Annotated in this window: 22 protein-coding genes; 14 read left to right on the forward strand and 8 right to left on the reverse strand. The window is 72.5% G+C overall.

The window, feature by feature from the left end:
- Positions 1–277 precede the first annotated feature (277 nt).
- The 5 genes from BKI49_RS06550 (at position 278) to BKI49_RS06570 (ending at position 4052) form a co-directional block, all read left to right on the forward strand.
- Positions 278–670 carry a YidH family protein gene (locus BKI49_RS06550; RefSeq protein WP_095933244.1) on the forward strand — a complete coding sequence of 131 codons (393 nt, stop codon included), beginning with the start codon at positions 278–280 and terminating at the stop codon, positions 668–670.
- The gene (locus BKI49_RS06555; RefSeq protein WP_095933407.1) at positions 667–996 is read left to right on the forward strand and encodes a DUF202 domain-containing protein; all 330 of its coding nucleotides are present in this window, start codon (positions 667–669) and stop codon (positions 994–996) included. The genes BKI49_RS06550 and BKI49_RS06555 overlap by 4 nt, the downstream gene beginning before the upstream one ends.
- Positions 997–1332: 336 nt before the next feature.
- Entirely contained in the window at positions 1333–1629 is a 297-nt protein-coding gene (locus BKI49_RS06560; protein ID WP_095933245.1) for a hypothetical protein, read from the forward strand.
- A 179-nt stretch (positions 1630–1808) separates the two neighbouring features.
- Positions 1809–2831: a phosphotransferase family protein gene (locus tag BKI49_RS06565; RefSeq protein ID WP_095933408.1), complete on the forward strand. Its 1023-nt coding sequence runs from the start codon at positions 1809–1811 to the stop codon at positions 2829–2831.
- Between the two features lie 6 nt (positions 2832–2837).
- Complete coding sequence (locus BKI49_RS06570; RefSeq protein ID WP_095933246.1) at positions 2838–4052, forward strand: acyl-CoA dehydrogenase family protein; 1215 nt, start codon at positions 2838–2840, stop codon at positions 4050–4052.
- Positions 4053–4228: 176 nt separating this feature from the next.
- On the opposite strand, the gene BKI49_RS06575 is transcribed toward BKI49_RS06570, so the two are convergent.
- Genes BKI49_RS06575 through BKI49_RS06585 form a run of 3 tightly spaced genes read right to left on the reverse strand, consistent with a single transcriptional unit; the run spans position 4229 to position 7292 of the window.
- Positions 4229–4822, reverse strand: coding sequence for a TetR/AcrR family transcriptional regulator (locus tag BKI49_RS06575; RefSeq protein ID WP_028801670.1), 594 nt, complete (start codon positions 4820–4822; stop codon positions 4229–4231).
- Between the two features lie 41 nt (positions 4823–4863).
- Positions 4864–6531 (reverse strand): class I adenylate-forming enzyme family protein, encoded by a 1668-nt coding sequence (locus BKI49_RS06580; protein ID WP_095933409.1) that lies wholly within the window; start codon positions 6529–6531, stop codon positions 4864–4866.
- Positions 6528–7292 carry an SDR family oxidoreductase gene (locus tag BKI49_RS06585; RefSeq protein ID WP_095933247.1) on the reverse strand — a complete coding sequence of 255 codons (765 nt, stop codon included), beginning with the start codon at positions 7290–7292 and terminating at the stop codon, positions 6528–6530. Before BKI49_RS06585 ends, BKI49_RS06580 begins: the two co-directional genes overlap by 4 nt.
- A gap of 491 nt (positions 7293–7783) precedes the next feature.
- On the opposite strand from BKI49_RS06585, the gene BKI49_RS06590 reads away from it, so the two are divergent.
- Both BKI49_RS06590 and BKI49_RS06595 read left to right on the forward strand, forming a co-directional pair.
- Positions 7784–9061, forward strand: a complete 1278-nt coding sequence (locus BKI49_RS06590; protein WP_095933248.1) for an exo-beta-N-acetylmuramidase NamZ family protein — start codon at positions 7784–7786, stop codon at positions 9059–9061.
- An 86-nt stretch (positions 9062–9147) separates the two neighbouring features.
- On the forward strand, positions 9148–10464 hold the full coding sequence (locus BKI49_RS06595; protein WP_095933249.1) for a serine-threonine protein kinase: 1317 nt from the start codon (positions 9148–9150) through the stop codon (positions 10462–10464).
- Positions 10465–10524: 60 nt separating this feature from the next.
- Here BKI49_RS06595 and BKI49_RS06600 read toward each other — a convergent pair whose 3' ends face one another.
- Positions 10525–13311, reverse strand: coding sequence for a penicillin acylase family protein (locus BKI49_RS06600; RefSeq protein ID WP_095933250.1), 2787 nt, complete (start codon positions 13309–13311; stop codon positions 10525–10527).
- A 286-nt stretch (positions 13312–13597) separates the two neighbouring features.
- Between BKI49_RS06600 and BKI49_RS06605 the strand changes: the two genes are divergently transcribed.
- From BKI49_RS06605 to BKI49_RS06615, 3 genes are all read left to right on the forward strand, one after another.
- Positions 13598–14200 (forward strand): hypothetical protein, encoded by a 603-nt coding sequence (locus tag BKI49_RS06605; RefSeq protein ID WP_095933251.1) that lies wholly within the window; start codon positions 13598–13600, stop codon positions 14198–14200.
- Between the two features lie 612 nt (positions 14201–14812).
- Complete coding sequence (locus tag BKI49_RS06610) at positions 14813–15589, forward strand: 3-keto-5-aminohexanoate cleavage protein (RefSeq protein WP_179332354.1); 777 nt, start codon at positions 14813–14815, stop codon at positions 15587–15589.
- 85 nt (positions 15590–15674) lie between these two features.
- The gene (locus BKI49_RS06615; RefSeq protein WP_095933252.1) at positions 15675–16742 is read left to right on the forward strand and encodes an RNA ligase (ATP); all 1068 of its coding nucleotides are present in this window, start codon (positions 15675–15677) and stop codon (positions 16740–16742) included.
- Between the two features lie 235 nt (positions 16743–16977).
- On the opposite strand, the gene soxR is transcribed toward BKI49_RS06615, so the two are convergent.
- The gene (gene soxR, locus BKI49_RS06620) at positions 16978–17475 is read right to left on the reverse strand and encodes a redox-sensitive transcriptional activator SoxR (RefSeq protein WP_095933253.1); all 498 of its coding nucleotides are present in this window, start codon (positions 17473–17475) and stop codon (positions 16978–16980) included.
- 107 nt (positions 17476–17582) lie between these two features.
- Here soxR and BKI49_RS06625 point away from each other — a divergent pair, with 107 nt between their 5' ends.
- On the forward strand, positions 17583–18044 hold the full coding sequence (locus tag BKI49_RS06625) for a MaoC family dehydratase (protein ID WP_095933254.1): 462 nt from the start codon (positions 17583–17585) through the stop codon (positions 18042–18044).
- A gap of 21 nt (positions 18045–18065) precedes the next feature.
- Here BKI49_RS06625 and BKI49_RS06630 read toward each other — a convergent pair whose 3' ends face one another.
- From BKI49_RS06630 to BKI49_RS06640, 3 genes are all read right to left on the reverse strand, one after another.
- Positions 18066–18692: a TetR/AcrR family transcriptional regulator gene (locus tag BKI49_RS06630; RefSeq protein ID WP_095933411.1), complete on the reverse strand. Its 627-nt coding sequence runs from the start codon at positions 18690–18692 to the stop codon at positions 18066–18068.
- 123 nt (positions 18693–18815) lie between these two features.
- The gene (locus tag BKI49_RS06635; RefSeq protein WP_095933255.1) at positions 18816–19070 is read right to left on the reverse strand and encodes a YiaA/YiaB family inner membrane protein; all 255 of its coding nucleotides are present in this window, start codon (positions 19068–19070) and stop codon (positions 18816–18818) included.
- Positions 19071–19139: 69 nt separating this feature from the next.
- The gene (locus tag BKI49_RS06640) at positions 19140–20291 is read right to left on the reverse strand and encodes an acyl-CoA dehydrogenase family protein (RefSeq protein WP_095933256.1); all 1152 of its coding nucleotides are present in this window, start codon (positions 20289–20291) and stop codon (positions 19140–19142) included.
- A gap of 89 nt (positions 20292–20380) precedes the next feature.
- Between BKI49_RS06640 and BKI49_RS06645 the strand changes: the two genes are divergently transcribed.
- From BKI49_RS06645 to BKI49_RS06655, 3 genes are all read left to right on the forward strand, one after another.
- Positions 20381–21022: a TetR/AcrR family transcriptional regulator gene (locus BKI49_RS06645; RefSeq protein ID WP_095933257.1), complete on the forward strand. Its 642-nt coding sequence runs from the start codon at positions 20381–20383 to the stop codon at positions 21020–21022.
- Positions 21023–21387: 365 nt separating this feature from the next.
- Entirely contained in the window at positions 21388–22113 is a 726-nt protein-coding gene (locus BKI49_RS06650; RefSeq protein ID WP_095933258.1) for an ArsR/SmtB family transcription factor, read from the forward strand.
- Between the two features lie 109 nt (positions 22114–22222).
- Positions 22223–23212: a DMT family transporter gene (locus BKI49_RS06655; RefSeq protein ID WP_095933259.1), complete on the forward strand. Its 990-nt coding sequence runs from the start codon at positions 22223–22225 to the stop codon at positions 23210–23212.
- Positions 23213–23228 lie beyond the last annotated feature (16 nt).

A 23228-nucleotide genomic window follows, 5' to 3' on the forward strand; every position in this document is an offset into this window, starting at 1 on the left:
TCACGCCGAAGGGCCGGGCAGCAGACCGAGGGGCAGGCCTCACGCCGAAGGGCCGGGCAGCAGACCGAGGGGCAGGCCTCACACCGAAGGGCCAGGCAGCAGACCGAGGGGCAGGCCTCACACCGAAGGGCCAGGCAGCAGACCGAGGGGCAGGCCTCACACCGAAGGGCCGGGCACCGGACCGCCTCGGACGGAGGGGCCGGCCTGGCGCAGAGGGGCCGGGCCTCGCCCAGAGGGCCCGGCATGCGTCCCACACGGGACCGGTAGGGTCCTGGGCGTGATCGAACTCGTGCGGAATGTCCGGTTGTGGTTCGCGCCCCAGGAGATCCGCCAGGAGGGCGGGACACCGGACTACCGGTTCTCGCTGGCGAACGAGCGGACCTTCCTCGCCTGGCTGCGCACGGCGCTCGCGCTGATCGGCGGCGGCTTCGCGGTGGACCAGTTCCTGCCGGACCTGCGCTGGGCCTGGCGCGTCGGCCTCGCGCTCGCTCTGCTGGGCGCGGGCGTGCTCTGCTCGCTGCGCGCCGTCAATCACTGGGTGCGCTGCGAGCGCGCCATGCGTCGCGGCGAGGATCTGCCGGTGTCGCGCTTCCCGGCGCTGCTGAGCATCGCCGTCGCCGTCGTCGCGCTCGCGATGGTGTTCGTGGTGCTCGCCGGGTGGGCGGGGTGACCGCGCAGGCCCAGGACGAGCGGGACCCGGGCCTCCAGCCGGAGCGCACCCGCCTCGCCTGGCGCCGTACGACCCTGTCGAGCACGGTCGCCGCCCTGCTCGCCATGAAGACGGCGCTGCACGGCGGCCGCTCGGTGGCCGGTCTGCTGGCCTGTGCGCTGTGCTGCGCGCTGTGGCTGGGCTTTCTGGCGCTGGCGCATCACCGCATCCGGACCCTGTCGACGGCCGGCCCTGGTGGCCCGGCGGCACTCGCACCCCGGCACGCGACCGCGGCGGCCCTGTGCACGGTGGCGCTGGCCGTGTGCGCGCTGGCGCTCGTGTTCTGAGGAAGAGCTCCGCCGGTGCTCCGGGGCCACTCCCTTCGCGTGCCCCGGGTCCGCCGCCCCGGTCGGCCCACCGATCGGCCCATCGGCCGGCCTACCGATCGGCCCATCGGCGGCCTACCGATCGGCCCACTCGTCGGCCCACGACGTCGGGACGAGTCAACGGCGGGCGGGCCCGCCCAGCGGCCCGGTCCGTCGGGCGCGTCCGTTCCGCGGGCGGGTGACGGTCTCGACCCTCCGGAGTACATGGACGGCACGCGTGCCCGAAAAGACGCGATTGCCCTGTTTCGCGGCGCTAGCCTGAGCCGTCATTCCACGCCACTTCCGAAGGTGAGCAGCATGACCACCCTTCACCAGGAGCATCCGACCCACGAGCACACCCACGGCCCGGACTGCGGTCACCCCGAGGTGCGGCACGGGGACCACGTCGACTACGCGCACGACGGACACCTGCACCGCGAGCACTCCGGACACTGGGACGAGTGCGAGCCGAGCGGCCACGTCGCGCACGAGGAGCACGCACACCAGCACGGCGAGGGCTGCGGACACACGGCCGTGGCGCACGGCGACCACCTCGACTACCTGCACGACGGCCACCGGCACGCCCGGCACGACGGGCACTGGGACGACCACTGAGCGGTCGCCCCCGGCGCCGACCTGGCACCCCCCTCACGGCGTCTCCCCTCGGCCGCGCGGCCCGCACGTTCCGCGCGACCTCGGGGAGACGCCGATCACGTTTCGCGCACCCACTGGACGACATACCGACCGGTCGGCATCATGGTCGACATCCGGTTTCCGTGTGCGTAGGAGCAATGATGAGCCCAGACCACCCGCCAGGTCTCGATCTCGACCAGCTGCGCGGCCTGCTCGACCGTGAGCGCCCGGGACTGGTGCACGGCCCCCTGACCGGCCGGCTGATCGAAGGCGGACGGTCGAACCTCACCTACGCGGTCACCGACGGCGCCGCGAAGTGGGTCGTCCGACGGCCTCCGCTGGGCCATGTGCTGGCCACCGCGCACGACATGAAGCGCGAGCACCGGGTGATCAGCGCCCTGCACCCGACGGCCGTGCCGGTACCCGCCCCGCTGCTGCTGTGCGAGGACGAGTCGGTGCTCGGCGCGCCCTTCTACGTCATGGAGTTCGTGGAGGGAACGCCGTACCGCACGGCGCAGCAGCTCGCCCCGCTCGGCGCGCAGCGCACCCGCGACGCCGTCCTCGGGCTGGTGGACACACTGGTCGAGCTGCACGCGGTCGACCCGGAGGAAGTGGGCCTCGGCGACTTCGGCCGCCCCGAGGGCTTCCTCGACCGGCAGCTGCGCCGCTGGGGCAAGCAGCTGGACGCGTCCAGGAACCGTGAGCTCGCGGGGATCGACGAGCTGCACGCCGCCCTGGGACGCGAGCTGCCGCACTCCCCGGCACCCGCCGTGGTGCACGGCGACTACCGGCTCGACAACGTGCTGATCGGCACCGACGACCGCATCAAGGCCATCCTCGACTGGGAGATGTCCACGCTCGGCGATCCGCTCACCGACCTCGGCCTGCTGGTGATGTACAGCGCGCCGCTGGACCTGCCGAACTCCCCCATCAGCACGACCGCCTCGGCCGTCGGGCACCCCGAGCCGGCCGAGCTCGTCGAGCGGTACGCCGCGCGCTCGGGGCGCGACGTGTCCGCCGTCTCCTGGTACACGGCCTTCGCCTGGTTCAAGCTCGCCGTGATCCTGGAGGGCATCCACTACCGCTACACGCTCGGCCAGACGGTCGGCGCCGGCTTCGACCGCATCGGCGAGCTGGTGCCCTTCTTCATCGAGCACGGCCTGACCACCCTTCAGGAAGGCTGATCCGCCATGGACTTCGCATTCGACGCACGCACCGAGGAGCTGCGCGCCAAGCTGCTCGCCTTCATGGACGAGTACGTCTATCCGGCGGAGGCCGTCGCCGAGGAACAGCGCGCCCGGCTGGCGTCGCCCTGGGACACCCCGGCCGTCGTCGGGGAGCTGAAGGCCGAGGCCCGCAGGCAGGGCCTGTGGAACCTCTTCCTGCCCGACTCGGAGTACGGCGCCGGGCTGACCAACCTCCAGTACGCGCCGCTCGCCGAGATCACCGGCCGCAGCCCGCACCTGGCGCCGACCGCGCTGAACTGCGCCGCGCCCGACACCGGGAACATGGAGGTGCTCGCGCAGTTCGGCGACGAGCAGCAGAAGAAGCAGTGGCTGGAGCCGCTGCTCGCCGGTGAGATCCGCTCGGCGTTCGCGATGACCGAGCCGGAGGTGGCCTCCTCCGACGCCACGAACATCACCACGCACATCCGGCGGGACGGCGACGAGTACGTCATCACCGGCCGCAAGTGGTACATCTCCGGGGCGATGAACCCGGACTGCAAGATCTTCATCGTGATGGGCAAGACGGACCCAGAGGGGTCCGACATCCGCCGTCAGCAGTCGATGGTGCTGGTTCCGCGCGACACCCCGGGCGTCGAGGTCCGGCGCGCCATGCAGGTGTACGGCTACGAGGACCACTCGCACGGAGGCCACGCCGAGGTCGTCTTCGACCAGGTGCGGGTGCCCGTCGGCAATCTGGTCGGCGAGGAGGGCGGCGGCTTCGCCATCGCCCAGGCGCGGCTCGGGCCGGGGCGGATCCACCACTGCATGCGGCTGATCGGCATGGCCGAGCGGGCGATCGAGCTGATGTGCCGGCGGGCCGTGTCCCGGACGGCGTTCGGCAAGCCGCTCGCCCAGCAGGGCGTCGTGCAGAACTGGATCGCCGACGCCCGGGTCGCCGTCGAGCAGCTCCGGCTGCTGGTGCTGAAGACCGCGTGGATGATGGACACGGTCGGCAACAAGGGTGCGCACACCGAGATCCAGGCCATCAAGATCGCCACGCCTCGTACCGTGGTCGACATCCTCGACAAGGCCGTGCAGTTGCACGGTGCCGGGGGTGTCAGCCAGGACTTCCCGCTGGCGGAGCTGTGGGCGAGCGCGCGCACGCTGAAGCTGGCCGACGGCCCGGACGAGGTGCACCAGCGGTCGCTGGCGCGGCGGGAGATCAAGCAGTACCTGTGACACCGGGCTCCGCGGGAGCGGAGGGGGCGGGCCACACGGGGGTCCCGCCCCCTCCGCCCGTGTCCGTCCCCCCCCGGGGGCTTCGCTCAAGATCCCGCTCGTCGAACGCCGGAGGGGCTGCATTCCCACGCGCCGGGCGGTGCGTGGGAATGCAGCCCCTCCGGCGACGGGCCCGGCTACGGGCGCAGGGCGCGCAGGAGCAGGTCGGCCAGGTGGTCGGCGACCTGCTGGGGAGTGAGCGGGCCGTCGGGGCGGTACCACGTGGACAGGTGGTGCACGGAGCCGAAGTGGTAGTCGACGACCAGGTCCGCGGGCGTGGCCGTGGAGAAGACGCCCTTCTTCTGGCCCTCCTCGATCAGCGCGCGGAAGCGCTCGTGGTAGCGCCGGCGTTCCGCACGCACCTGCTTGTGCTTCTCGGGGCTGAGGTGGTGCATGGAGCGGAAGAAGATCGACGCGTCGTCGAGGTTGTCGATCGTCGTGACGACGACGTCGGCCGCGGCCCCGCGCAACCGCTCCTCGACGGGCGCGTCCGCGTCGGCGAAGGCGTCCAGCCGCTCCTGCTGGATGCGCAGCACGCGCGCGTAGACCTCGTGCAGGAGGTCGTCCTTGGATCCGAAGTAGTGGTACAGCGCCCCCTTGGTGACGCCGGCCGCCTCCACGATCTCCTGCACGGAGGTCCGGTCGTACCCCTGCTCCGCGAAGAGCCGGGTGGCGGCGGCCAAGAGCCGCTGCGGGACGGGCGTGCCGTCACCGTCCGTCGTCCTGGGCACTGCCGCCACCTGCCTTCCGAGGGTTGTCTTCGCGTTGTCGTCTACTGGGACTCATGGGAGCGGGAACGCAGTTCCCGACGGAGGATCTTCCCACTTGCCGTCTTCGGCAGGTCGGGGAGGATCTCCACCTCCCGCGGGTATTTGTAGGCGGCCAGTCTCTCCTTGCAGTACGCGGCGAGCGCGTCGGGGTCCTCCTCGGCGCCCGGACGCAGGCTGATGTACGCCTTGACGGTCTCGCCGCGGTAGCCGTCCGGCACCCCGACCACGGCCGCCTCGCGGACCGCCGGATGGGTGTAGAGGACGTCCTCGACCTCTCGGGGCCACACCTTGAAACCGGACGCGTTGATCATGTCCTTCTTGCGGTCGACCACGTACAGCCAGCCGTCGGCGTCCATGAAGCCGATGTCGCCGGTGCGCAGCTCGCCGTCCGGGAAGGTCTCGGCGGTGGCCTCGGGGCGGTGCCAGTAGCCGGGGACGACCTGCGGTCCCCGTACGACGATCTCGCCCTGCTCCCCGAACGGCACCTCCTGCCCGAGGTCGTCGACGATGCGGACGACGGTGTCGGGGCCGGGCACGCCCACGGCGAGCGTCCCCGAGACCGGGTCCACCGGCGCTTCGCGGCTCGGTGGCACGGAGGCGCAGGGCGCGGTGCACTCGGTGAGTCCGTAGCCGTTGCGGATGTAGGGCCCGAAGCCGGCGCGGAACTTCTCGACGAGGGCGGGCGGCAGCGGGGCGCCGCCGGAGGAGATGACCGTGAAGGAGGCGAAGTGCCCGGGGGTGACCGCCGGGTGCGCGGCCAGGGCCATGAAGGCGGTCGACGGGCCGACGGTGTAGTGGGGCGCGTGCTCGGCGAACGCGTCGAGGACGACACCCGCCTCGAAGCGGTAGGCGAGGACGAGCGTGCCGCGGCTGTTGAGGCAGGCGGCGAGCTGGCAGACCATGCCGGTGATGTGGAACAGGGGCGCCATCGCGAAGTACACGGGCGACTCGGGCAGGCCGAGGCCGGTCCGCTGCCGCTCGGCGTTGTACATGATGTTGCCGTGCGTGTTGGTGGCTCCCTTGGGGGTGCCGCTCGTGCCGGAGGTGTAGCTGATCAGGGCGATGTCGGCGGGTCCGAGGTCACGGCCGTCGGGTGCCGGGTGGCCCTGCCGGGCGACGTCCACGAGGTCGGCGGTGCCCGCGGCTGCGGGCAGCCGCTCGAAGTTCAGGACGCGGGTGTCGTTGCGCGACTGGAGGTCCAGCTCGCACGCCGTCAGGACGAGGCGCACGGAGGAGTCGGCGGCCGTCTCCCGCAAATAGGAGTCCCAGGCCCGGTCGGAGCAGACGAGGGCGACGACCGCGGCGTCGTCGAGCACGTGCCGGACCTCGGCCGACTTGTACATCGGGTTGACGGGGACGACGGTCGCGCCGGCCTTCCAGGCGCCGAGCAGGGCGACCACGAACTGCGGGGAGTTCTGGAGCAGGACCGCGACCCGGTCGCCGCGCTCCAGGCCGCCGGCGGCGAGGTGCCCGGCGACGGAGTCGCTCAGCGCGTCGATCTCGCGGTAGCTGAGCCGGCCGTCGAAGTAGGCGAGCGCGGTGCGGTCGGGGGTGTGCGCCACGGCCGCGCGGACCGCGTGCACCAGGGTGTCGGGCGGGCTCACGGGGGCACGCTGGGCCTCGTCGAGCAGCGCCAGCCACGGCTGGGCGGCGTAGACGGAAGTGGTCACCTGCCCGCCTCCCACTTCTGCTGGATGTGGTTCATGTTCGTCATCCAGCGGTCGGGGTCCGCGGCCCGTGCCGCGTAGAACCCGGCGACCTCGGGGTGCGGCAGGATCAGGAAGCGGTCCTCCTCGATGCCCTTGAAGAGCGCGTCGGCGACGTCCTCGGGCTCGATGGCGGTGGGCTGGAGCACCAGGTCACCGGCGCTTCCGGTGGCGTCGAGCATGTCGGTGCGCACGCCCTGCGGACAGATCGCGTGGACCTTGAGGCCGCGGTGGCGGTACGTCAGGGAGAGCCATTCGGCGAAGGCGTACGCGCCGTGCTTGGTGACGCTGTAGGGCGCGGCGCCGATCATGGTGAGCAGTCCGGCGGCGGAGACGGTGGAGACGAACCGGCCGCTGCCGCGCTCCAGCCAGGCCGGCAGCAGCTCCTGGGCGGCACGTACGTGGGCCATCACGTTGACGTCCCAGGCGAGCTCCCAGACCTTCTCGCCGGCGGCCTCGGTGCCGGCGGAGGCGAGACCGGCGTTGGCGCAGTAGACGTCGATCGTGCCGCCGAGGGCGTCGCGCGCCTCTGCGACGATCCTGGACGCGTCGCCCGGGACCGCGACGGCGCCGATCTCGTCGGCCACCGCCTGGGCCTTGGCGGCGTCCAGGTCGTTCACGACGACCCTCGCCCCCTCGGCGGCGAAGCGCCGGGCCAGGGCGGCTCCGATACCGCCTCCCGCTCCGGTGACGACCACTCGGGCATCCTGCACGGCTTCCACCATCGGTCTCCTTCGACGCGACGCGAATCGGCTCTGCTGCAGCGCCAGACTAACCAGTCGGTATGTTGTGAGGGAAGGGGTGCCCGGCGTCGTGGGAGGCCCGGGCGGTGTGATCTGCGCGGCTCCCCCGCGGCGAGGCGACGCTCCCGGCCACCGCTCACCGACGGCACCACGCCTCCCGCCGCGCGTCCCGACGACGCCACGCGCCCTGGGACGCGTGCGGAACCCCGGGCGGGCGAATCCCACACGGTACGACGGGCGCCGTCCGTGGATCCCGGGCAGTGTGTAGTGATCCGGGTGCGACATGCGCGGCCTCACCCGGACGGCACCGCTGTGCGGGACGGGACTCGGGCCCGGCACACCGTCGCAGCCCGGCGGCACCGTCGTCGAGCGGCGGGCGGCGCGCGGTCCGGGCCGCGCCCGCGGTATTCCGGATCGCCCCGCGGAGCGCGTAGCGTGCCCATGCCAGCTTCCGCGATCACGGAGGTCACACCATGCGCCCCGACGCTTCCGGCTCCGCACGACGTGGGGGGACCCCCCTGTCCAGACGGGCCGTCCTCGCCGCCGGCACCGCCGCGGCGGCCCTGGCTCCGGTACCGGCCGCCGCGGCCCCGGGCGGCCGCGCCAAGCTGCGCACCGGCTTCGAGCGCCTCGAAGGGGACGGCTTCGCCCTGCTGGACGGCGAGCGGGTCGGCGTGGTCACCAACCCGACGGGCGTCACCCGCGACGTCCGTCACATCGTCGACGTCATGCACACCGACGCCCGGGTGAACGTGATCGCCGTCTTCGGCCCCGAGCACGGCTTCCGCGGCACCGCGCAGGCCGGTGGTTCCGAGGGCCGTTACGACGACCCGGCGACCGGGCTCCCCGTCTACGACACGTACCAGAAGAGCGGACAGCCGCTCGCCGACGTCTTCACCGCCTCCGGTGTGGACACCGTGGTCTTCGACATCCAGGACGTGGGCGCCCGCTTCTACACGTACATCTGGACGCTGTACGACTGCATGGAGGCCGCGCAGCTCGCCGGCAAGCGCTTCGTGGTGCTGGACCGGCCGAACCCGGTGACGGGGCGGGACGCCCTCGGACCCGTCCTGCACAAGGAGTTCGCGACCTTCGTCGGACGGCAGCCCGTCTCCCAGGCGCACGGGATGACCGTGGCGGAACTGGCGCGGCTGTTCAACAAGGAGTTCCTGACGAAGCCGGTGAAGCTGGACACCGTCCTGATGTCCGGCTGGAAGCGCTCGGACTTCTACGACGCCTCCGGGCTGCCCTGGGTGCCGCCGAGCCCGAACATGCCGACGCCCGACACCGCCCTGGTCTACTCGGGGTCCTGTCTCTTCGAGGGCACCAACCTGTCGGAGGGGCGGGGCACCACCCGCCCGTTCGAGCTGCTCGGCGCCGAGGGCGTCGACGGGCGGTGGGCCGCGGCGGCGGAACGGCTCGGGCTGCCCGGCGTGCACTTCAGGGAGGCGTACTTCGCCCCCACGTTCTCCAAGTTCCAGGGCAAGACCATCGGGGGCGTGCAGATCCATGTGCACGACCGGGCCGCCTTCGACCCCGTACGCACCGGCATCGCGCTGCTCGTGACGGCCAAGCAGGTCTGGAGCGGCTTCGCCTGGCGCTCCGACAACTGGATCGACAAGCTCACGGGTTCGACCCTGGTGCGCACGAAGATCGACGCCGGGGCGACGGCCGACGAGGTCGTGGCGGCCTGGCAGGACGAGCTGAAGGCCTTCCGGCAGATGCGCAAGGAGTATCTCGTCTACAAGTGAGTGAGCCGTGACGTATGGCCAACCTCGTGCCCCGGTAGGACGATGCGCCCATGTCGCACCGCCCACGGGGGACGAGGGGGTCTGTCATGGCCGATCCGGAAGTGAGTGTCTCTCCCTACTGGGAACTCACCTTCGACGCGGACGGGGACGCCGACGGCCGGGAGCTCGACCGGCTGCTCGCGGAGGTGTCCCGGCGCAAGGTCCGCGATCTGATCGTGTTCGCGCACGGCTGGAACAACGACCGCTCGGGTGCGACCCGCCTCTACAGCCGCTTCTTCGAGCCCGTCCCCGGACTCGCCCCGACCGCGCGCCTGGGGTACGTGGGTGTGGTGTGGCCGTCGATGCGGTTCTCGGACGAGCCGATTCCCGACTTCCCCCGGCCGGTGGCCGCGCAGGACACCGCGACCGCGCAGCCGGTGCTGGACAAGAACACCCGGCACGCGCTCCTGGAGGTCTTCCCCGGGCGGGCGACGGTCGTCGAGCAGATCGCGCGACTGCTGGACCAGCAACCGGACGAGGGCGCCTCGCTGGAGGAGTTCGGCCGTCTCGTGCGGCTGCTCGTCGAGGTCCGGCCGCAGGGGCCTCAGACGTCCTTCGCCGCGGACACGCTGGCGGAGGGTGTGCCGGAGGGCGATCCGCTGATGCTCTTCGGGGACACGGCGACGGTGTGCGACGAGTTCGCGCGAGCGCTCGCCGGGCCCGGGGACGGTGAGGCCTTCGCGCTGCCCCGGTTGTGGGACGGTGCGCACGAACTGCTGCGCCAGGCCACGTACTACGCGATGAAGCGGCGTGCGGGGACGGTCGGCGAGCGGGGGCTCGGGCGGGCCGTGGGCCACCTCGCGCGGACGGCCCCGGACGTGCGTGTCCATCTCGTCGGGCACAGCTTCGGCGGGCGGCTGGTCTCCTTCGCCCTGCGGGGGCTGCCGCAGGGCGTGCGTTCCGTGAAGTCGGTGACCCTGCTCCAAGGGGCCTTCTCGCACTACGCGTTCGCCGCGCGGCTGCCGCACGACCCGCGGGCGAGCGGGGTGCTCGACGGCCAGCACCACCGCATCGACGGCCCCCTGGTGTGCTGCTACTCCCACTTCGACTCGGCGCTCGGGAAGATCTATCCGCTGGCCTCGCGGATGGCGGGCGACTCCCGGACGGCCACGGCGGAGTTCGGCCTCGACCGGCTGCTGGGCGCCAAGTGGGGTGCGATGGGGCACGACGGGGTGCAGGCGGTGCCGGGGACGAAGAAGTACGCGCTGGCCGAGGCCCTGCGCACGCAACTGCCCGCCTCCGGCTGCGTGAACGTGGACGCCGCGGCCGTGGTCCGGCGCGGCGGTGCGCCCTCCGGGGCCCACAGCGACATCTGCCACCGGGAACTGGCGCAGCTGGTGCTGGCGGCGGGCCGCGTCCGCTGACCCGCCGCCCGCGAGGACGCCGGCGACCCCCGGGGCCGCCGGCGTTCTCGTGCCGCCCGGCTACCGGTGCGAGGTGTACTCGACGACCTGCTGGTAGGTCGGCCGGTTCTGCCAGCTGATCTTGCCGTGCTTGATGCCGCCGAGGGTGCGCTGGACGATCGAGTCGGCGCACCACTGGTCGCCCGCCGAGCACTGGTCGTCGCCGGGGTAGACCTGGGCGGCGGTCTTGCCCGCGGCTTCCTTCAGGGTGCTGATCAGTGCGTCACGGCAGGCACCGAGGCTGCCGGAACCGCAGTACTTCTGCGTCAGACCGCCCTGCACCGACTCGCCGAGCACGGCGCGGATGTCCTTGTCGACATAGCTCCACCAGCCGTACTGGAAGGAGCTTCCGGCGTGCGAGCCGGTCGGTCCGTGCCCGGCCGACGGCGCCTCGTCGACGGGGATGCTGCCGGTGAACGCGGCGTACAGGTCGCTGCCGAGGACCGGCTCGAACTCCGCCTTCACCAGCAGCGGCCACCAGGCGTCCAGGATGCGGATCGCGTCGGCGTCGGCGTACGTGTGGGATCCGGCCGAGGTCTCCGTGCGCTTCGCTCCGGCCGTGACCCAGGCGGAGAGCTTGCTCACCGCCGCCGCGGCGGCGGGGTCGGTGACCGTCGAGCTGTTGATCACCTTCAGCAGCTTCGGCAGCACGTCCTCGGCCCGCAGGTCGGCGAGGGCCGCGTCGGCCATGGCCTTCACCAGCGCGGACCTGGTCACTCCGCCCGCGGAGACGAGCTTCTTGACGCGGTCCTCCAGGAGGTTGCCGCGATGCACGGAGCCCTCGCCCCAGGGGGCCGCGGCGTAGTCCTTGGCCTGCTTGTTGTTCCAGGAGATGTAGTAGTCCTGGTCCACGGAGTTGGGGTGCGCGGAGGCCGGGGTGTACTGGGCGGTGTTCGTCGCGGCGTCCCAGTTCCGCCACTCGTACGCGGGCTGCGCCCACACCGGGAAGTCGGCGTCGACACCGGTGGCGCGCACCGGGTTGTCCCCGCTGTTGTAGTACGCGGTGTGCGAGGAGTCGGCGTAGAACCAGTTGAAGGTGTAGTTGATGTGCTGCACCGCGCTCTGGAAGGTCTGCGGGCTCTTCACGTAGTCGGGGTCGTTGAGCATCTGGAAGCCGATGATCGAGTCGGCCTCGTGCATGAAGGACGAGCGCAGCGTGGTGTACGCGACCTTCTTCCCGCCGACGGTCGCGCGGTACTCCACGGGGCCGTACTTGGTCCGGTAGACCTGCATCCGGTACGAGCCCGCCGCGGTGCCGTCGGCGACGGTCGGCTTCCAGGAGTTGGTCCGCTCGACCTTGTCCATCGCCGTGCAGGTGCCGTGGTACAGGTAGTGGTAGTCGTCCTGGCACAGCTCGACGGCATAGGTGTCGATGATGTCCTGACCCGACGTCGTGGCGCTCCAGGAGTAGTCCTGGCCGCGGCCGAGTTCGACGTACATGCTCAGGCCGGCGAAGGAGGCGCCGCGGGCGCTCAGGCCCGGTCCCTGGATCTCCTGGAGCATGAGCAGCTGCGGAGCGAAGTAGCCGGTCTGCGGGCCGAAGACGGCGATCGGGTGGCCGCTCGCCGTGTGCTTGCCGCTCACCACGAGGGCGTTGGACATGCCGCGCTTCGCCGAGCTGACGGAGGTCTTGGCGGCCGTCGTGGAGGCGCCGGTGGCGGCGGCGGTCCCCGCGCTGCCGGTGCGGTCGTAGACGAGCGGCTCCCGGGTCACCGAACCGGCGTCGGGCAGAGCCTGGCCCTGGGCGTCGTCCGGTTTGACGGCGTACGGGAAGCTCTGGCCGTCGTGGACGGTGAGCACGGCCTCCGGGTCGTTGCGCTGCCGGAAGGACTCCCAGACCTTGGTGCCCTCCACCACGCCGTACTTGGACTGGGCGGCGAGCAGCGAGAGGGCGTTGTTGACCTCGCCGCCGCCTCCGGAGCCGAAGAGCGCGCCGATGACGGACGCCAGCGCGACCAGGTCGGTGAGCTTGAAGTGGTCGATGGTGCCGGCGTTGGTGATGGAGTCCTTGTGTCCGGTCAGGACGTACTCGCCGGGGAAGTAGCGACCGCTGTCGGAGGCGTCGATGTAGGCGTTGATGCCGGCGATGTAGGCGTTGGCGTCGGCGAGGGCCTGCTTGCCGCGCTCGCCGGCCTGGGCGGTGGCGTTGTCGATCTGGGCCTGGAGGTCCGCCTCGGTGTAGGGGGCGTTGCGCCAGAACTCCTGCTCCAGCCCCTGGTTGGACGGGGCTCCGCCGGCGAACGAGGTCAGCTGGCCGCGTCCGACGTGCCGGAAGACGTCCATCAGCCACAGCCGGTCCTGGGCGGCGGCGTACCCCGCGCCGAACTCGGTGCCGTAGCGGGTGGTGCCGGTGATGTGCGGGACGCCCGTCTTCTTGTCCCGCACGATCGTCACGTCGCTGCGCGGCTTGGTGGTGGAGGCGACCTGGTCCGAAGGGACGCCGAAGGACGCGTCGTTGAAGAAGTCGTTGATCTTGGCGTCGGTGAGCCCGGAGTAGCCCTTGGCCAGGTTGCCGTAGGGGGCGAGCTGGTCCTCCGCGTGGCCCGGCTGGGTGCCGAAGGCCTGGTTGAGCAGGATCTCTACGAGGGTCGCGTTGCCGTTCTCACCGGGCGGGAGGATGTCGGAGCACTGGCCGCCGCAGTAGTCGTTCGTGGCGGCGGCCGAGGGGGCCGCGGTCGCCGCCGCCTGGGAAAGCGGTGACAAAAGACCGGCAATGAGCACGCATACGGATGCGCTCTTGAGGAACTTGGGGAATCGACGGGGAGTTCTCAGTCTGTCGAGGACGGTACGTGGGGTGCGCCGTGGCATGGCAGCTCCTCCCGACGGGGGTGGGCCGGACGTTACCGCCGGTATCCCCGAGTTGGAAGATGAACATGCGTCAGTTTTTTGGATTCATCGCACCCGGGCCGGGCCGTCGACAGGCGGCTGACAGTGGTGGGAGGCAGGCCGGGAGGGACTCGGTGGTCGGCTGGTGGCGGTCATCGGAAAAAAGGATGGAGCCGAATCGCTTGTCGATACGTCTATTCGGCGACGTCCGTACGACGACGCCGAAGTGACCGAAGTTCAGGTGCAGGTGTGACGGAGGTGCAGGGCGATGGCGGGTTTCCGGAGTCTGGCGAGACAGGTGCGGGATCCGAGGTGCGATCTGGCACTGCGGCGGTACTCGCTGCGCAAGTGCCTTGAGAGGTTCGCCCCTTATGGGCACCGGGCGACCTGGGACCATCTGTGCTCCCGGGCCGGGTTCGGTCCGGAGGACCGGTCCCCCGATCCGGCGCGGCTCGTGGCCGCGCTGGAGGAGTTGGAGGAGGCCCGCTCCGTCTGGCTCGCCTACGAGGTCGAGTTCGCGCAGCGCCGCAAGAAGGAGAAGCACGACGGACTGCGCAGGCCGGGCAGTGTCGACGACTGGCACCGGCTGACCTGGGGCGGCTTCGGCGTCGCATGGTGCGACGACCCCCGTGTACATCCCCGTGAACCACTGGCCGAGGTGCTGCGCCGGCTGATCGCCGCGCTGGAGCGCGAGTCGGGCACGGTCTGCCCGGTGTGCGCCGGAGAGCGCCTCACCTGGAGGTACGACCTGGCCCACGAGCCGTCGTCGGGACCCGTCTGCACGAGCTGCGGAATCGTGGTGCCGCGGCCCGTTCTGACACCCGAGGCCCTGGCGGAGTCCAGGCGTGGACGGCTGCTGATGTCGGCCTGAGCAGGACGGGGGTGCGTCGACGGAGCCGCACCCCCGCGCGAACGCGCTTGGCCCGCCGGCCCGTCGGCCGCCCTGGGCCGCCGAGGGCCGTCGACCACGCGGGGCTGTCCTGAAGCCCGTCGACGCCGTGGGCCGCCGCGGCCTGTCGACGCCGTGGGGCCACCCGGGCCGAACCGCCGGCCCAGGGCCGCCCGCGATTCGCCGATCCCCTGGGCGCCGCCCGCGGCCGGTCGACTGCGCGGGGCCGTCCTGAAGCCTGTCCACGCGGTGGGGCGGCACGGACCGTTGACCCTCGCGGCCACCTCGGCAGGCGCCGCCCGCGACCCGTCGACCACGCCGGACCGACCTGAAACCCGTCCACGCAGTGAGGCGGCACGGACCGTTGACCCCGCGGGGCCGACTCGGCAGAAGGCGCTCCCGGGACTGCCCGCGACTCTTCGATCCCGCGGCGCCGCCCCCGGCTGGACCGCGCCGCAGTCGCCCGCGGGGTGCGGGTCGGACGCGTGGCCGTCCCGCGGGGTGCGGGTCGGACGCGTGGCCGTCCCGCGGGGTGCGGGTCGGACGCGTGGCCGTCGGGGGCCGGTTGTCGGTGGTGGGTGGCACCATCGAGGCATGGTGCAGGTCTGTCTGAACGGAGCGCGCGGGCCGGCCGACGGTGCCGTCGTGCCGATGTCGCCTGAGGCGATGGCCCGGTCCGCGGCCGAGGCGGTCGCGGCCGGGGCGTCGGACATCCATGTCCATCCCAAGTCCCCCTGCGGCCAGGACACTTTGTCGCCGAAGGCCCTGGCGGCCACTCTGGAGGCGATACGGGCGCGGGTGGACGTCCCGGTCGGGGTGACCACGGGCGCGTGGGCCGAGCCCGATCCGGTGGCCCGCGTGGAGCGGGTCCGGTCCTGGACCGTCCTGCCCGACCACGCCTCGGTCAACTGGCACGAGCCGGGCGCCGAGGACGTGGCGGCGGCGCTCCTCGACCGTGGCATCGGCGTGGAGGCGGGCATCTGGTCGGGCACGGACGGCGCGGAGCGCTTCGCCGCGTCGCCCCTCGGGCCGCGCGTCCTGCGCGTCCTGGCCGAGGTCATGGACGACTCGCCGCGCTCGGCGCAGGAGTCGGCCCTGACGCTGCTCGCCGACCTCGGCACAGACCCTTCGCTTGCCGGCGGCCTCACCCGCGCGGAGCGGCACCACGGCCGGCCCGTGCTGCTGCACGGCCTCGACGGCGGCACCTGGCCGGTGCTGCGGCTCGCGGGCCGGCAGGGGCTGGCGACGCGTATCGGCCTGGAGGACACCCTGACCCTGCCGGAGGGACAACGGGCGGCGTCCAACGCCCAGTTGGTCACGCGGGCACTGGCCGAGTACCGCACGGCACGCGGCGGAAGCGCCACACGCTAGCAGCAGCAAATCCGCTCGATCCAGCACTTTCCCGTCCGGACAGTGGGAGGCGATGAAACACAGCTGAGGAACCCGAGGAGTCCCGATGTCGACGCTGCGCGTCACCGCCGAAGTGCTGACCATCCACGAGCATCCGAACGCCGACGCCCTCGAACTGGCCCAGGTCGGCCTCTACCGGGCCGTGGTCGCCAAGGGCGCCTACCGCACCGGCGAGCGAGCCGTCTACATCCCGGAGCAGTCCGTGCTCCCGGCCGGACTGATCGAGGAGCTCGGGCTGACCGGCCGCCTGGCGGGCAGCGGTTCGGACCGGGTCAAGGCGGTACGGCTGCGCGGTGAGCTGTCGCAGGGCATCGTGTGCCGCCCGCGGGCGCTCGCGGACGTCGACCTGGCGCGGGCCGCCGAGGAGGGGACCGACTTCGCCGAGGTGCTCGGCATCGTCAAGTGGGTGCCGCCCGTCCCGCCCACGATGGACGGTGACGTCGAGTCCGCGCCCGACCTGCTGCCCTGGGTCGACATCGAGAACCTCCAGCGCTATCCGGACATCTTCACCCCCGGCGAGCCCGTCGTCCTGACCGAGAAGCTGCACGGATCGGCCTGCCTGCTGACGTACGTCGCCGCCGAGGACCGCGTGTACGTCTCCTCGAAGGGTTTCGGCGCCAAGTCCCTCGCCCTGAAGGAGGACCCGCGCAATCTGTACTGGCGGGCCGTGCGCGGGCACGGGGTCGCGGAGGCCGCGGCCCGGCTCGCCGGCCACCTGGGCGCGCGCCGCGTCGGCATCTTCGGCGAGGTGTACGGGGCGGGCGTGCAGGACCTGTCGTACGGCGCCGACGGACGCCGCGAGACCCTCGGCTACGCCGTGTTCGACGTGTCCGCGGAGATCGACGGCGAGGTCCGCTGGCTGGACGCGGCGGCCCTGCTGGAGGGCGAACTGCCGCTGGTGCCACGGCTGTACGAGGGGCCGTACGACATCGCGAAGGTCCTGGAGACAGCGACCGGCCGGGAGACGGTGTCCGGGCGCGACCTGCACCTGCGCGAGGGCGTGGTCGTCCGCACGTCCACCGAGCGCTACAGCCCGGTGACGGGCGGCCGGGCCATCGCGAAGGCGGTCAGCCCGGCCTACCTGACCCGCAAGGGCGGCACGGAGTACGAGTGACCCACCGCGCCCACCGGTCCCGGGCCTCGCCGCCCCGGGACCGGACGTGGCGCGGGTGCGCCGCCGGATCCCGCCCGGACGCGGGGCCCTGCGGCGATGCCCGGAGGCCGTCGCAGCCCGGTCTCGCGAGGCCGGTGACCGGGACCGGCGGCCGTCGCGCACCGGCCCCCGTCAGCCCGGTGACGGGAGCCCGGAGGCTGTCGCGCGCCCACTCACGCGAGGCCGGTGACCAGGCTCAGCGGCAGTCGTTCGCCGGCTCCGGCCGCGCGGTGCGCCCGGAGCGTTCCACCATGAGCCGGGAGCCGGTCTGACGCTCGCCGAAGACGTCGTCCGGGTTGGAGAGCACACAGTTCTCCAGGGACAGGCAGCCGCAGCCGATGCAGTCGGTGAGGTGGTCCCGCAGCCGGCCCAGCTGCTTGATGCGCTCGTCGAGTTCGGAGCGCCAGGCCTCCGAGAGCCGGGCCCAGTCCTCCCGCGTCGGGGTCCGCTCCTCGGGGAGTTCGGCGAGGGCCTCGCGGATCGTGGCGAGCGGGATACCGACGCGCTGCGCCGCCCGGACGAAGGCGACGCGACGCAGTGCGTCACGGTGGTAGCGGCGTTGGTTCCCGCTGGTGCGGCGGCTGCTGATCAGGCCCTTGGACTCGTAGAAGTGCAGGGCGGAGACGGCCGCGCCGCTGCGGGCCGACAGCTGGCCGACCGTGAGCTCGTGGATCTTCTCTGGAATCTGGGGCACCCCTCGAACCTAACCCACCCCGGCATGCCCGCGGTGCGTTGACAGGAGCCCTCCATCCGACCATGCTAAGCAGTTGCTTAGACATTGCGACGCGGGAGGCCAGGGACATGGCAGAGCCGAGGATCTTCACGTCCGCCGACGACCTGAAGGCGGCGGTGGGCGAACAGCTGGGACACAGCGACTGGCTGGAGGTCGACCAGAAGCGGATCGACCTGTTCGCGGACGCCACGGGCGACCACCAGTGGATCCACGTAGACCCGGAGAAGGCCGCCGCGGGCCCGTTCGGCACGACCATCGCGCACGGCTACCTCACGCTGTCGCTGCTGCCCGCGCTGGTGCCGCAGGTCATGCGCGTCGAGGGCATGAAGATGGGCGTCAACTACGGCAGCAACAAGGTGCGCTTCCCCGCCCCGGTGCCGGTGGGCTCCCGGCTGCGCGCCACCGCGGTCCTCACGGACGTCACCGAGGCGGGCGGCGGCGTGCAGGTCACGGCCGCGGTGACCGTCGAGCGCGAGGGCGGCGACAAGCCGGTGTGCGTGGCCGAGTCGGTGTCCCGCTACTACTTCTGACCGCCGCCCGGTGCGCCCGGGCTACTTCCCGGCTCCCACCATCCGCAGCACGAGGTCGGCGTAGAGCGCGCCGACCTCGTCCGGCGTCCGGGGTCCGTCCACGTTGAACCAGCGGGCCACGTCGATGCAGAGGGAGAGCACGGCGAGGGTGGTGCCGGGGACGTCGGGCACGTCGAAGTCGCCCGCGGCCACGCCGTCCTGGATGATCCCGCGCACCTCGGCGTCGACCTGGCGGCGCAGCCCGATGATCTCGGCGCGGGCGTCGGGTCCGAGCGAGTCCAGTTCGTACTGCACGACCCGCGCGGTGGTGCGCCCTCCGGCGTGCCAGCGCACGAAGGAGCTCACGGCGTCCGCGAGGCGCTCGGTCGCGTCGCCCTCGCCCCGGGCGGCCGTCCGCAGGATGTCGAGGGCCTTCGCGTGACCGATCCTGCTGATCCGGTGGAGCAGCTCTTCCTTGGTCTTGAAGTGGATGTACAGGGCAGCCGGGCTCATGCCGGCACGGCCCGCGATGTCCCGGGTCGTCGTCGCGTGGTACCCGCGCTCGGCGAAGGCCTCCACGGCGGCGACGAGCAGCCGCCGGGCCGCGTCCGGGGTGACCTCGGCCCACGGCTGCATCTCGCCGCCGGCCGTCTCCTCCGCCGTACTCATCGCTGTTCGCCCCTTCTCCACCGACAGGGTGAACACCATACCCCTGAACCTGAGCGCCCGCTTAGATCCCCCGCTCGGCACGGAAGCACCGGCCCGGGGCGACATGCTCCGCCCCGGGGTGGATCAGAGCTTCTCGAAGGGGTCGTACACCCGCCCGCCGGCACGCGTGCCGTCCTGACGGTCGCGGATCACCTTGGCCAGGGTGAAGGCGGACGTCACCAGGTACAGGACCGCGATGGCGAGGAAGCCCCGCACCCAGGCGTCGGCCTGGAGCTTGAAGATGCCCAGGGCGGTCGCGGCCATGGCGACCGAGAAGGAGGCGACGGCCTGTCCGTAGAAGGCGGCCGTGTTCTGCTGCTTGACCGGTGTCTCACTCATGGGGAAAGCGTCGCCGCCGGGGCCGGGCCGTCGCATCCGCCGAGATACTCAGGAACGCGCGGGACGTACTCAGAAGGCCGAAACCCCGGTCAGCGCACGCCCGATGACCAGCTTCTGGATCTGGCTGGTGCCTTCGTAGAGGGTCATCACGCGCGCGTCGCGCAGCAGCTTGCCCGCCGGGTACTCGTCGATGTAGCCGTAGCCGCCGAAGACCTGGAGGGCGTTGTTCGCGGCGCGCACGGCGGCCTCGGAGGCGAACAGCTTGGCCTTCGAGGACTCGGTGGCGAACGGCAGGCCGCGGTCGACGAGATCGGCGACCCGCCAGGTCAGCAGCCGTGCGGCGTCCACGTCGACGGCGATGTCGCTGATCAGCTCCTGCACCAGCTGGTGCTGGGCGATGGGCTTCCCGAACTGCTCCCGTTCGCAGGCGTACCGCACCGCGGCGTCCAGCGCGGCCTGGGCGATGCCGACGCATCCCGCCGCCACCGACATCCGGCCCTTGGCGAGCGCGGACATCGCGACGGCGAAGCCCTTGCCCTCGGGCGCCATCATCGCGCTCGCCGGTACCCGTACGTCATCCAGGACCAGTTCCGCGGTGGCCTGCCCGCGCAGCCCGAGCTTGCCGTGGATGGTGCGGCGGCTCAGGCCGGGGGTGTCGGTCGGTATCAGGAAGGCCGAGACGCCCTTGTGGCCGGGCGCGTCGGTGGAGCGGGCGAACAGCAGGACGACGTCGGCCCAGGTGCCGTTGGTGATGAACATCTTGGTGCCGTTGACGACGTAGTCGTCGCCGTCGCGCACGGCCCGGGTCGCCAGACTGCCCGCGTCCGATCCCGTACCGGGCTCGGTGAGCCCGAAGCAGCCGACGTACTCGCCGGCCGTGAGCCCCGGCAGCCAGCGCCGCTTCTGCTCCTCGGTGCCCCAGTGGGCGATCGACTTGGCGACGAGGCCCAGCGAGACGGAGACGATGCCGCGGACGGACGAGTCGCCGCGCCCCAGCTCCTCCGTGACCAGGCAGTACGCCAGGTGGTCGCCGCCGCTGCCGCCGTACTCCTCGTCGATGGTCAGCCCGAGGAAGCCGACCTCGGCCAGCTTCTTCACGACGGACCGGTCGACCTCCTCGGCGCGGTCCCACTCGACGACGTGCGGGGCGATCTCGCGGTCCACGAAGTCCTTGGCGAGCTGCCGGACGGCGGTCTGCTCCTCGCTGAGCTCCAGGTTCATACCGAGTCACCCCACAGATTGCGGACATTGAAAGCAGTACATTTAAATTAGCACTGCTAGTTTCCGAATGCAGCCCTACTATGTGCGCCATGGCCCGACCGCGCAAGCCCCTGCTGAGCACCGACCGCATCGTGGACGCCGCGCGGGAGCTGGTGGACGCCGAGGGCCTCGCGGCCGTCTCGACGCGCCGGCTCGCCGCCGAACTCGGGGTCAGCGGGCCGTCCCTGTACAACCACTTCCGCACCAAGGACCAGATCCTGGAGGCGGTCGCGGACTCGGTCAGCGCACAGGTCGACCTGACGATGTTCGAGGACGGCCGCGAGTGGCGCACCGCGCTGCACGACTGGGCCGTCTCCTACCGGGCCGCCCTGCGCGACCACCCGAACATCGTTCCGGTGCTCGCGCGCGGCCCCGGGCGGCGGCCCGCGGGCCTGCGGCTCGCCGACGCGGTGTTCGGTGCGATGGTCGAGGCGGGGTGGCCGCCCTCCCAGGCCACCTCGATCGGGGCGCTGATGCGGTACTTCATCATGGGCTCCGCGCTGGGCTCGTTCGCCGGGGGCTTCGTCGACGACGCGGACGCGTACGACCCCGCGGACTATCCCCACCTGGGGCAGGCGCACCTGCTCGCCGAACAGCAGGAGAAGATCGACGAACGGGCCTTCGAGACGGGCCTCACCGCGCTGCTGGACGGCCTGTCGACCCAGTACGCGCAGCTGACGGTGGGGAGCTGAGCGGACCGGTCCGGGCAGGTCGGCGGCCTCCCCCGTGGCCGCGCCCGGGACGACGGAGACACCCCGCCTCGGCCTCCGCCGGCCGCGCAGGGCCTGCGGAGGCCACTCGGCACCTCGGGCCTCTCGCCGCCACGCCACGGCTTGTCGCACGTCCCGGCCCCTCGGCCTCCGGCCGTACGCCCCGGCCGCCATGGCACTTCGGCACCTCGGCCTCCGGCGACCGCGTCCGGGACGGCTGGGACGCGGCCACGCCGCCACCTCCAGCGGTCACGTCCGGCCTCCGCGGACATGCCCGCACCTCGGCCTCCGGCCGCCGCGCTCCGGCGGCGAGGACGTTTCGGTGGGGACCGTAACGTCCGTGGCGCATGCTGGAGGGCATGACGAGGCCGACGCGCAGCAGGGCAGCGGGACTCGCGGGGTTCGCGGCGCTGATCGCGGACGAGACGCGGGCCGGGTTCCTGCTCGCCCTGCTCGACGGGCGGGCCTGGACCGCGGGCGAGCTGGCGCGGCACGCCCAGGTCGCCCCCTCCACGGCCAGCGAGCACCTCGGCAGGCTCGTCACGGGCGGGCTGCTCACCGAGGAACGGCAGGGCAGGCACCGCTACGTACGGCTGGCGGGTCCCCGCGTCGCGCAGATCGTCGAGGATCTCGCCGCCCACGTCGGGCCGGCCGGGACCGAACGCCCGCGCACGCTCCGGGAGTCGAGCGCGGTGTCCGCGATGGCTCGCGGCCGCACCTGCTACGACCATCTCGCCGGGCGCCTCGGCATCGCCCTCACCGATGCCCTCACCACCCGCGGCCTGCTCCGCCAGGACACCGGGTTCGCCCTCACCGACGCCGGACTGCGGTGGTTCGACTCCGTCGGCATCGGCCTCGACCTCACGGCCCGTCGCCCGCTCACCCGGGCCTGTCTGGACTGGACCGAACGCCGGCCGCACCTCGCGGGCGGCGCCGGCGCGGCCCTGTGCCGGCACGCCCTGGACGCGAAGTGGTGTGTGCGGGTCGGCACGGAGCGGGCCGTCAAGGTGACCCCCGAGGGCGAACGGGCCCTCGCGGAGCTCCTGGGCGTCGAGGCGGCCGCGCTGCGCTGACCTGCCCCTGCCCGCCCCTTCCCCGCGCACGGGGATGCGGCACCGGCGCCGCAGGCAGGCGTCCGAAATCCGCGAGACCTCCGCCCGCCCCCCGCCTAGCCTCAGGAGCATGATGAACACCTCCCGGCCCGCCCCGTCCACCGGGCGCACGCGGCTGCTCGCCGCGGGCGCCGCGACCGTCACCGTCGGACTGTGGGCCTCCGCCTTCGTGTCGATCCGCAGCGCGGGCGAGGCGTACTCGCCGGGCGCGCTGGCACTGGGGCGGCTGCTCGCCGGGGCCCTCGCGCTCGGGGGCGTCTGTCTGATCCGCAGGGAGGGGTGGCCGCCCCGGGCGGCCTGGCCCGGGATCGCGATATCCGGACTGCTGTGGTTCGGCTTCTACATGGTCGTCCTGAACTGGGGCGAGCAGCAGGTGGACGCGGGCACGGCGGCACTCGTGGTGAACATCGGCCCGATCCTCATCGCCCTTCTCGGCTCCCGGCTGCTCGGGGACCCGATGCCGCCCCGGCTGCTGGCGGGCATGGCCGTGTCGTTCGCGGGTGCCGTCGCCGTCGGTCTGTCGATGTCGGGCGAGGGCGGTTCGTCGGTCCTCGGGGTCGTCCTGTGTCTGCTCGCCGCGGTGGGCTACGCGGGCGGTGTGGTGGCGCAGAAGCCGGCGCTCGGCCGGGCCGGCGCGCTCCAGGTCACCACGTTCGGCTGCCTGGTCGGTGCCGTCGCCTGCCTGCCCTTCGCCGGGCAGCTCGTTACGGAGGCGGCGAAGGCGCCGGCCTCCGCCACGCTCAACATGGTCTATCTGGGCCTCTTCCCGACCGCGCTGGCCTTCACGACCTGGGCGTACGCGCTGGCCCGCACCACCGCCAGCCGCATGGGCGCGACGACGTACGCGGTGCCCGCGCTCGTCGTCCTGATGTCCTGGCTGTTCCTCGGCGAGGTGCCGGGGCCGCTCACCCTGGCGGGCGGGGCGCTGTGCCTGGCGGGTGTCGCGGTGTCGCGCTCCCGGCCCCGTGCCCGGACGGCGGCGGCCTCGGAACTCGTGCCTCCGGACGCCGGGACGGCGACGACCGCCCCGGAGCGCCGCCCCGAACCGGAACAGGCCTGATCCAGGGCCGGTGCCG

Source organism: Streptomyces sp. Tue6028, from assembly GCF_002300165.1.
Lineage (GTDB): Bacteria > Actinomycetota > Actinomycetes > Streptomycetales > Streptomycetaceae > Streptomyces > Streptomyces siamensis.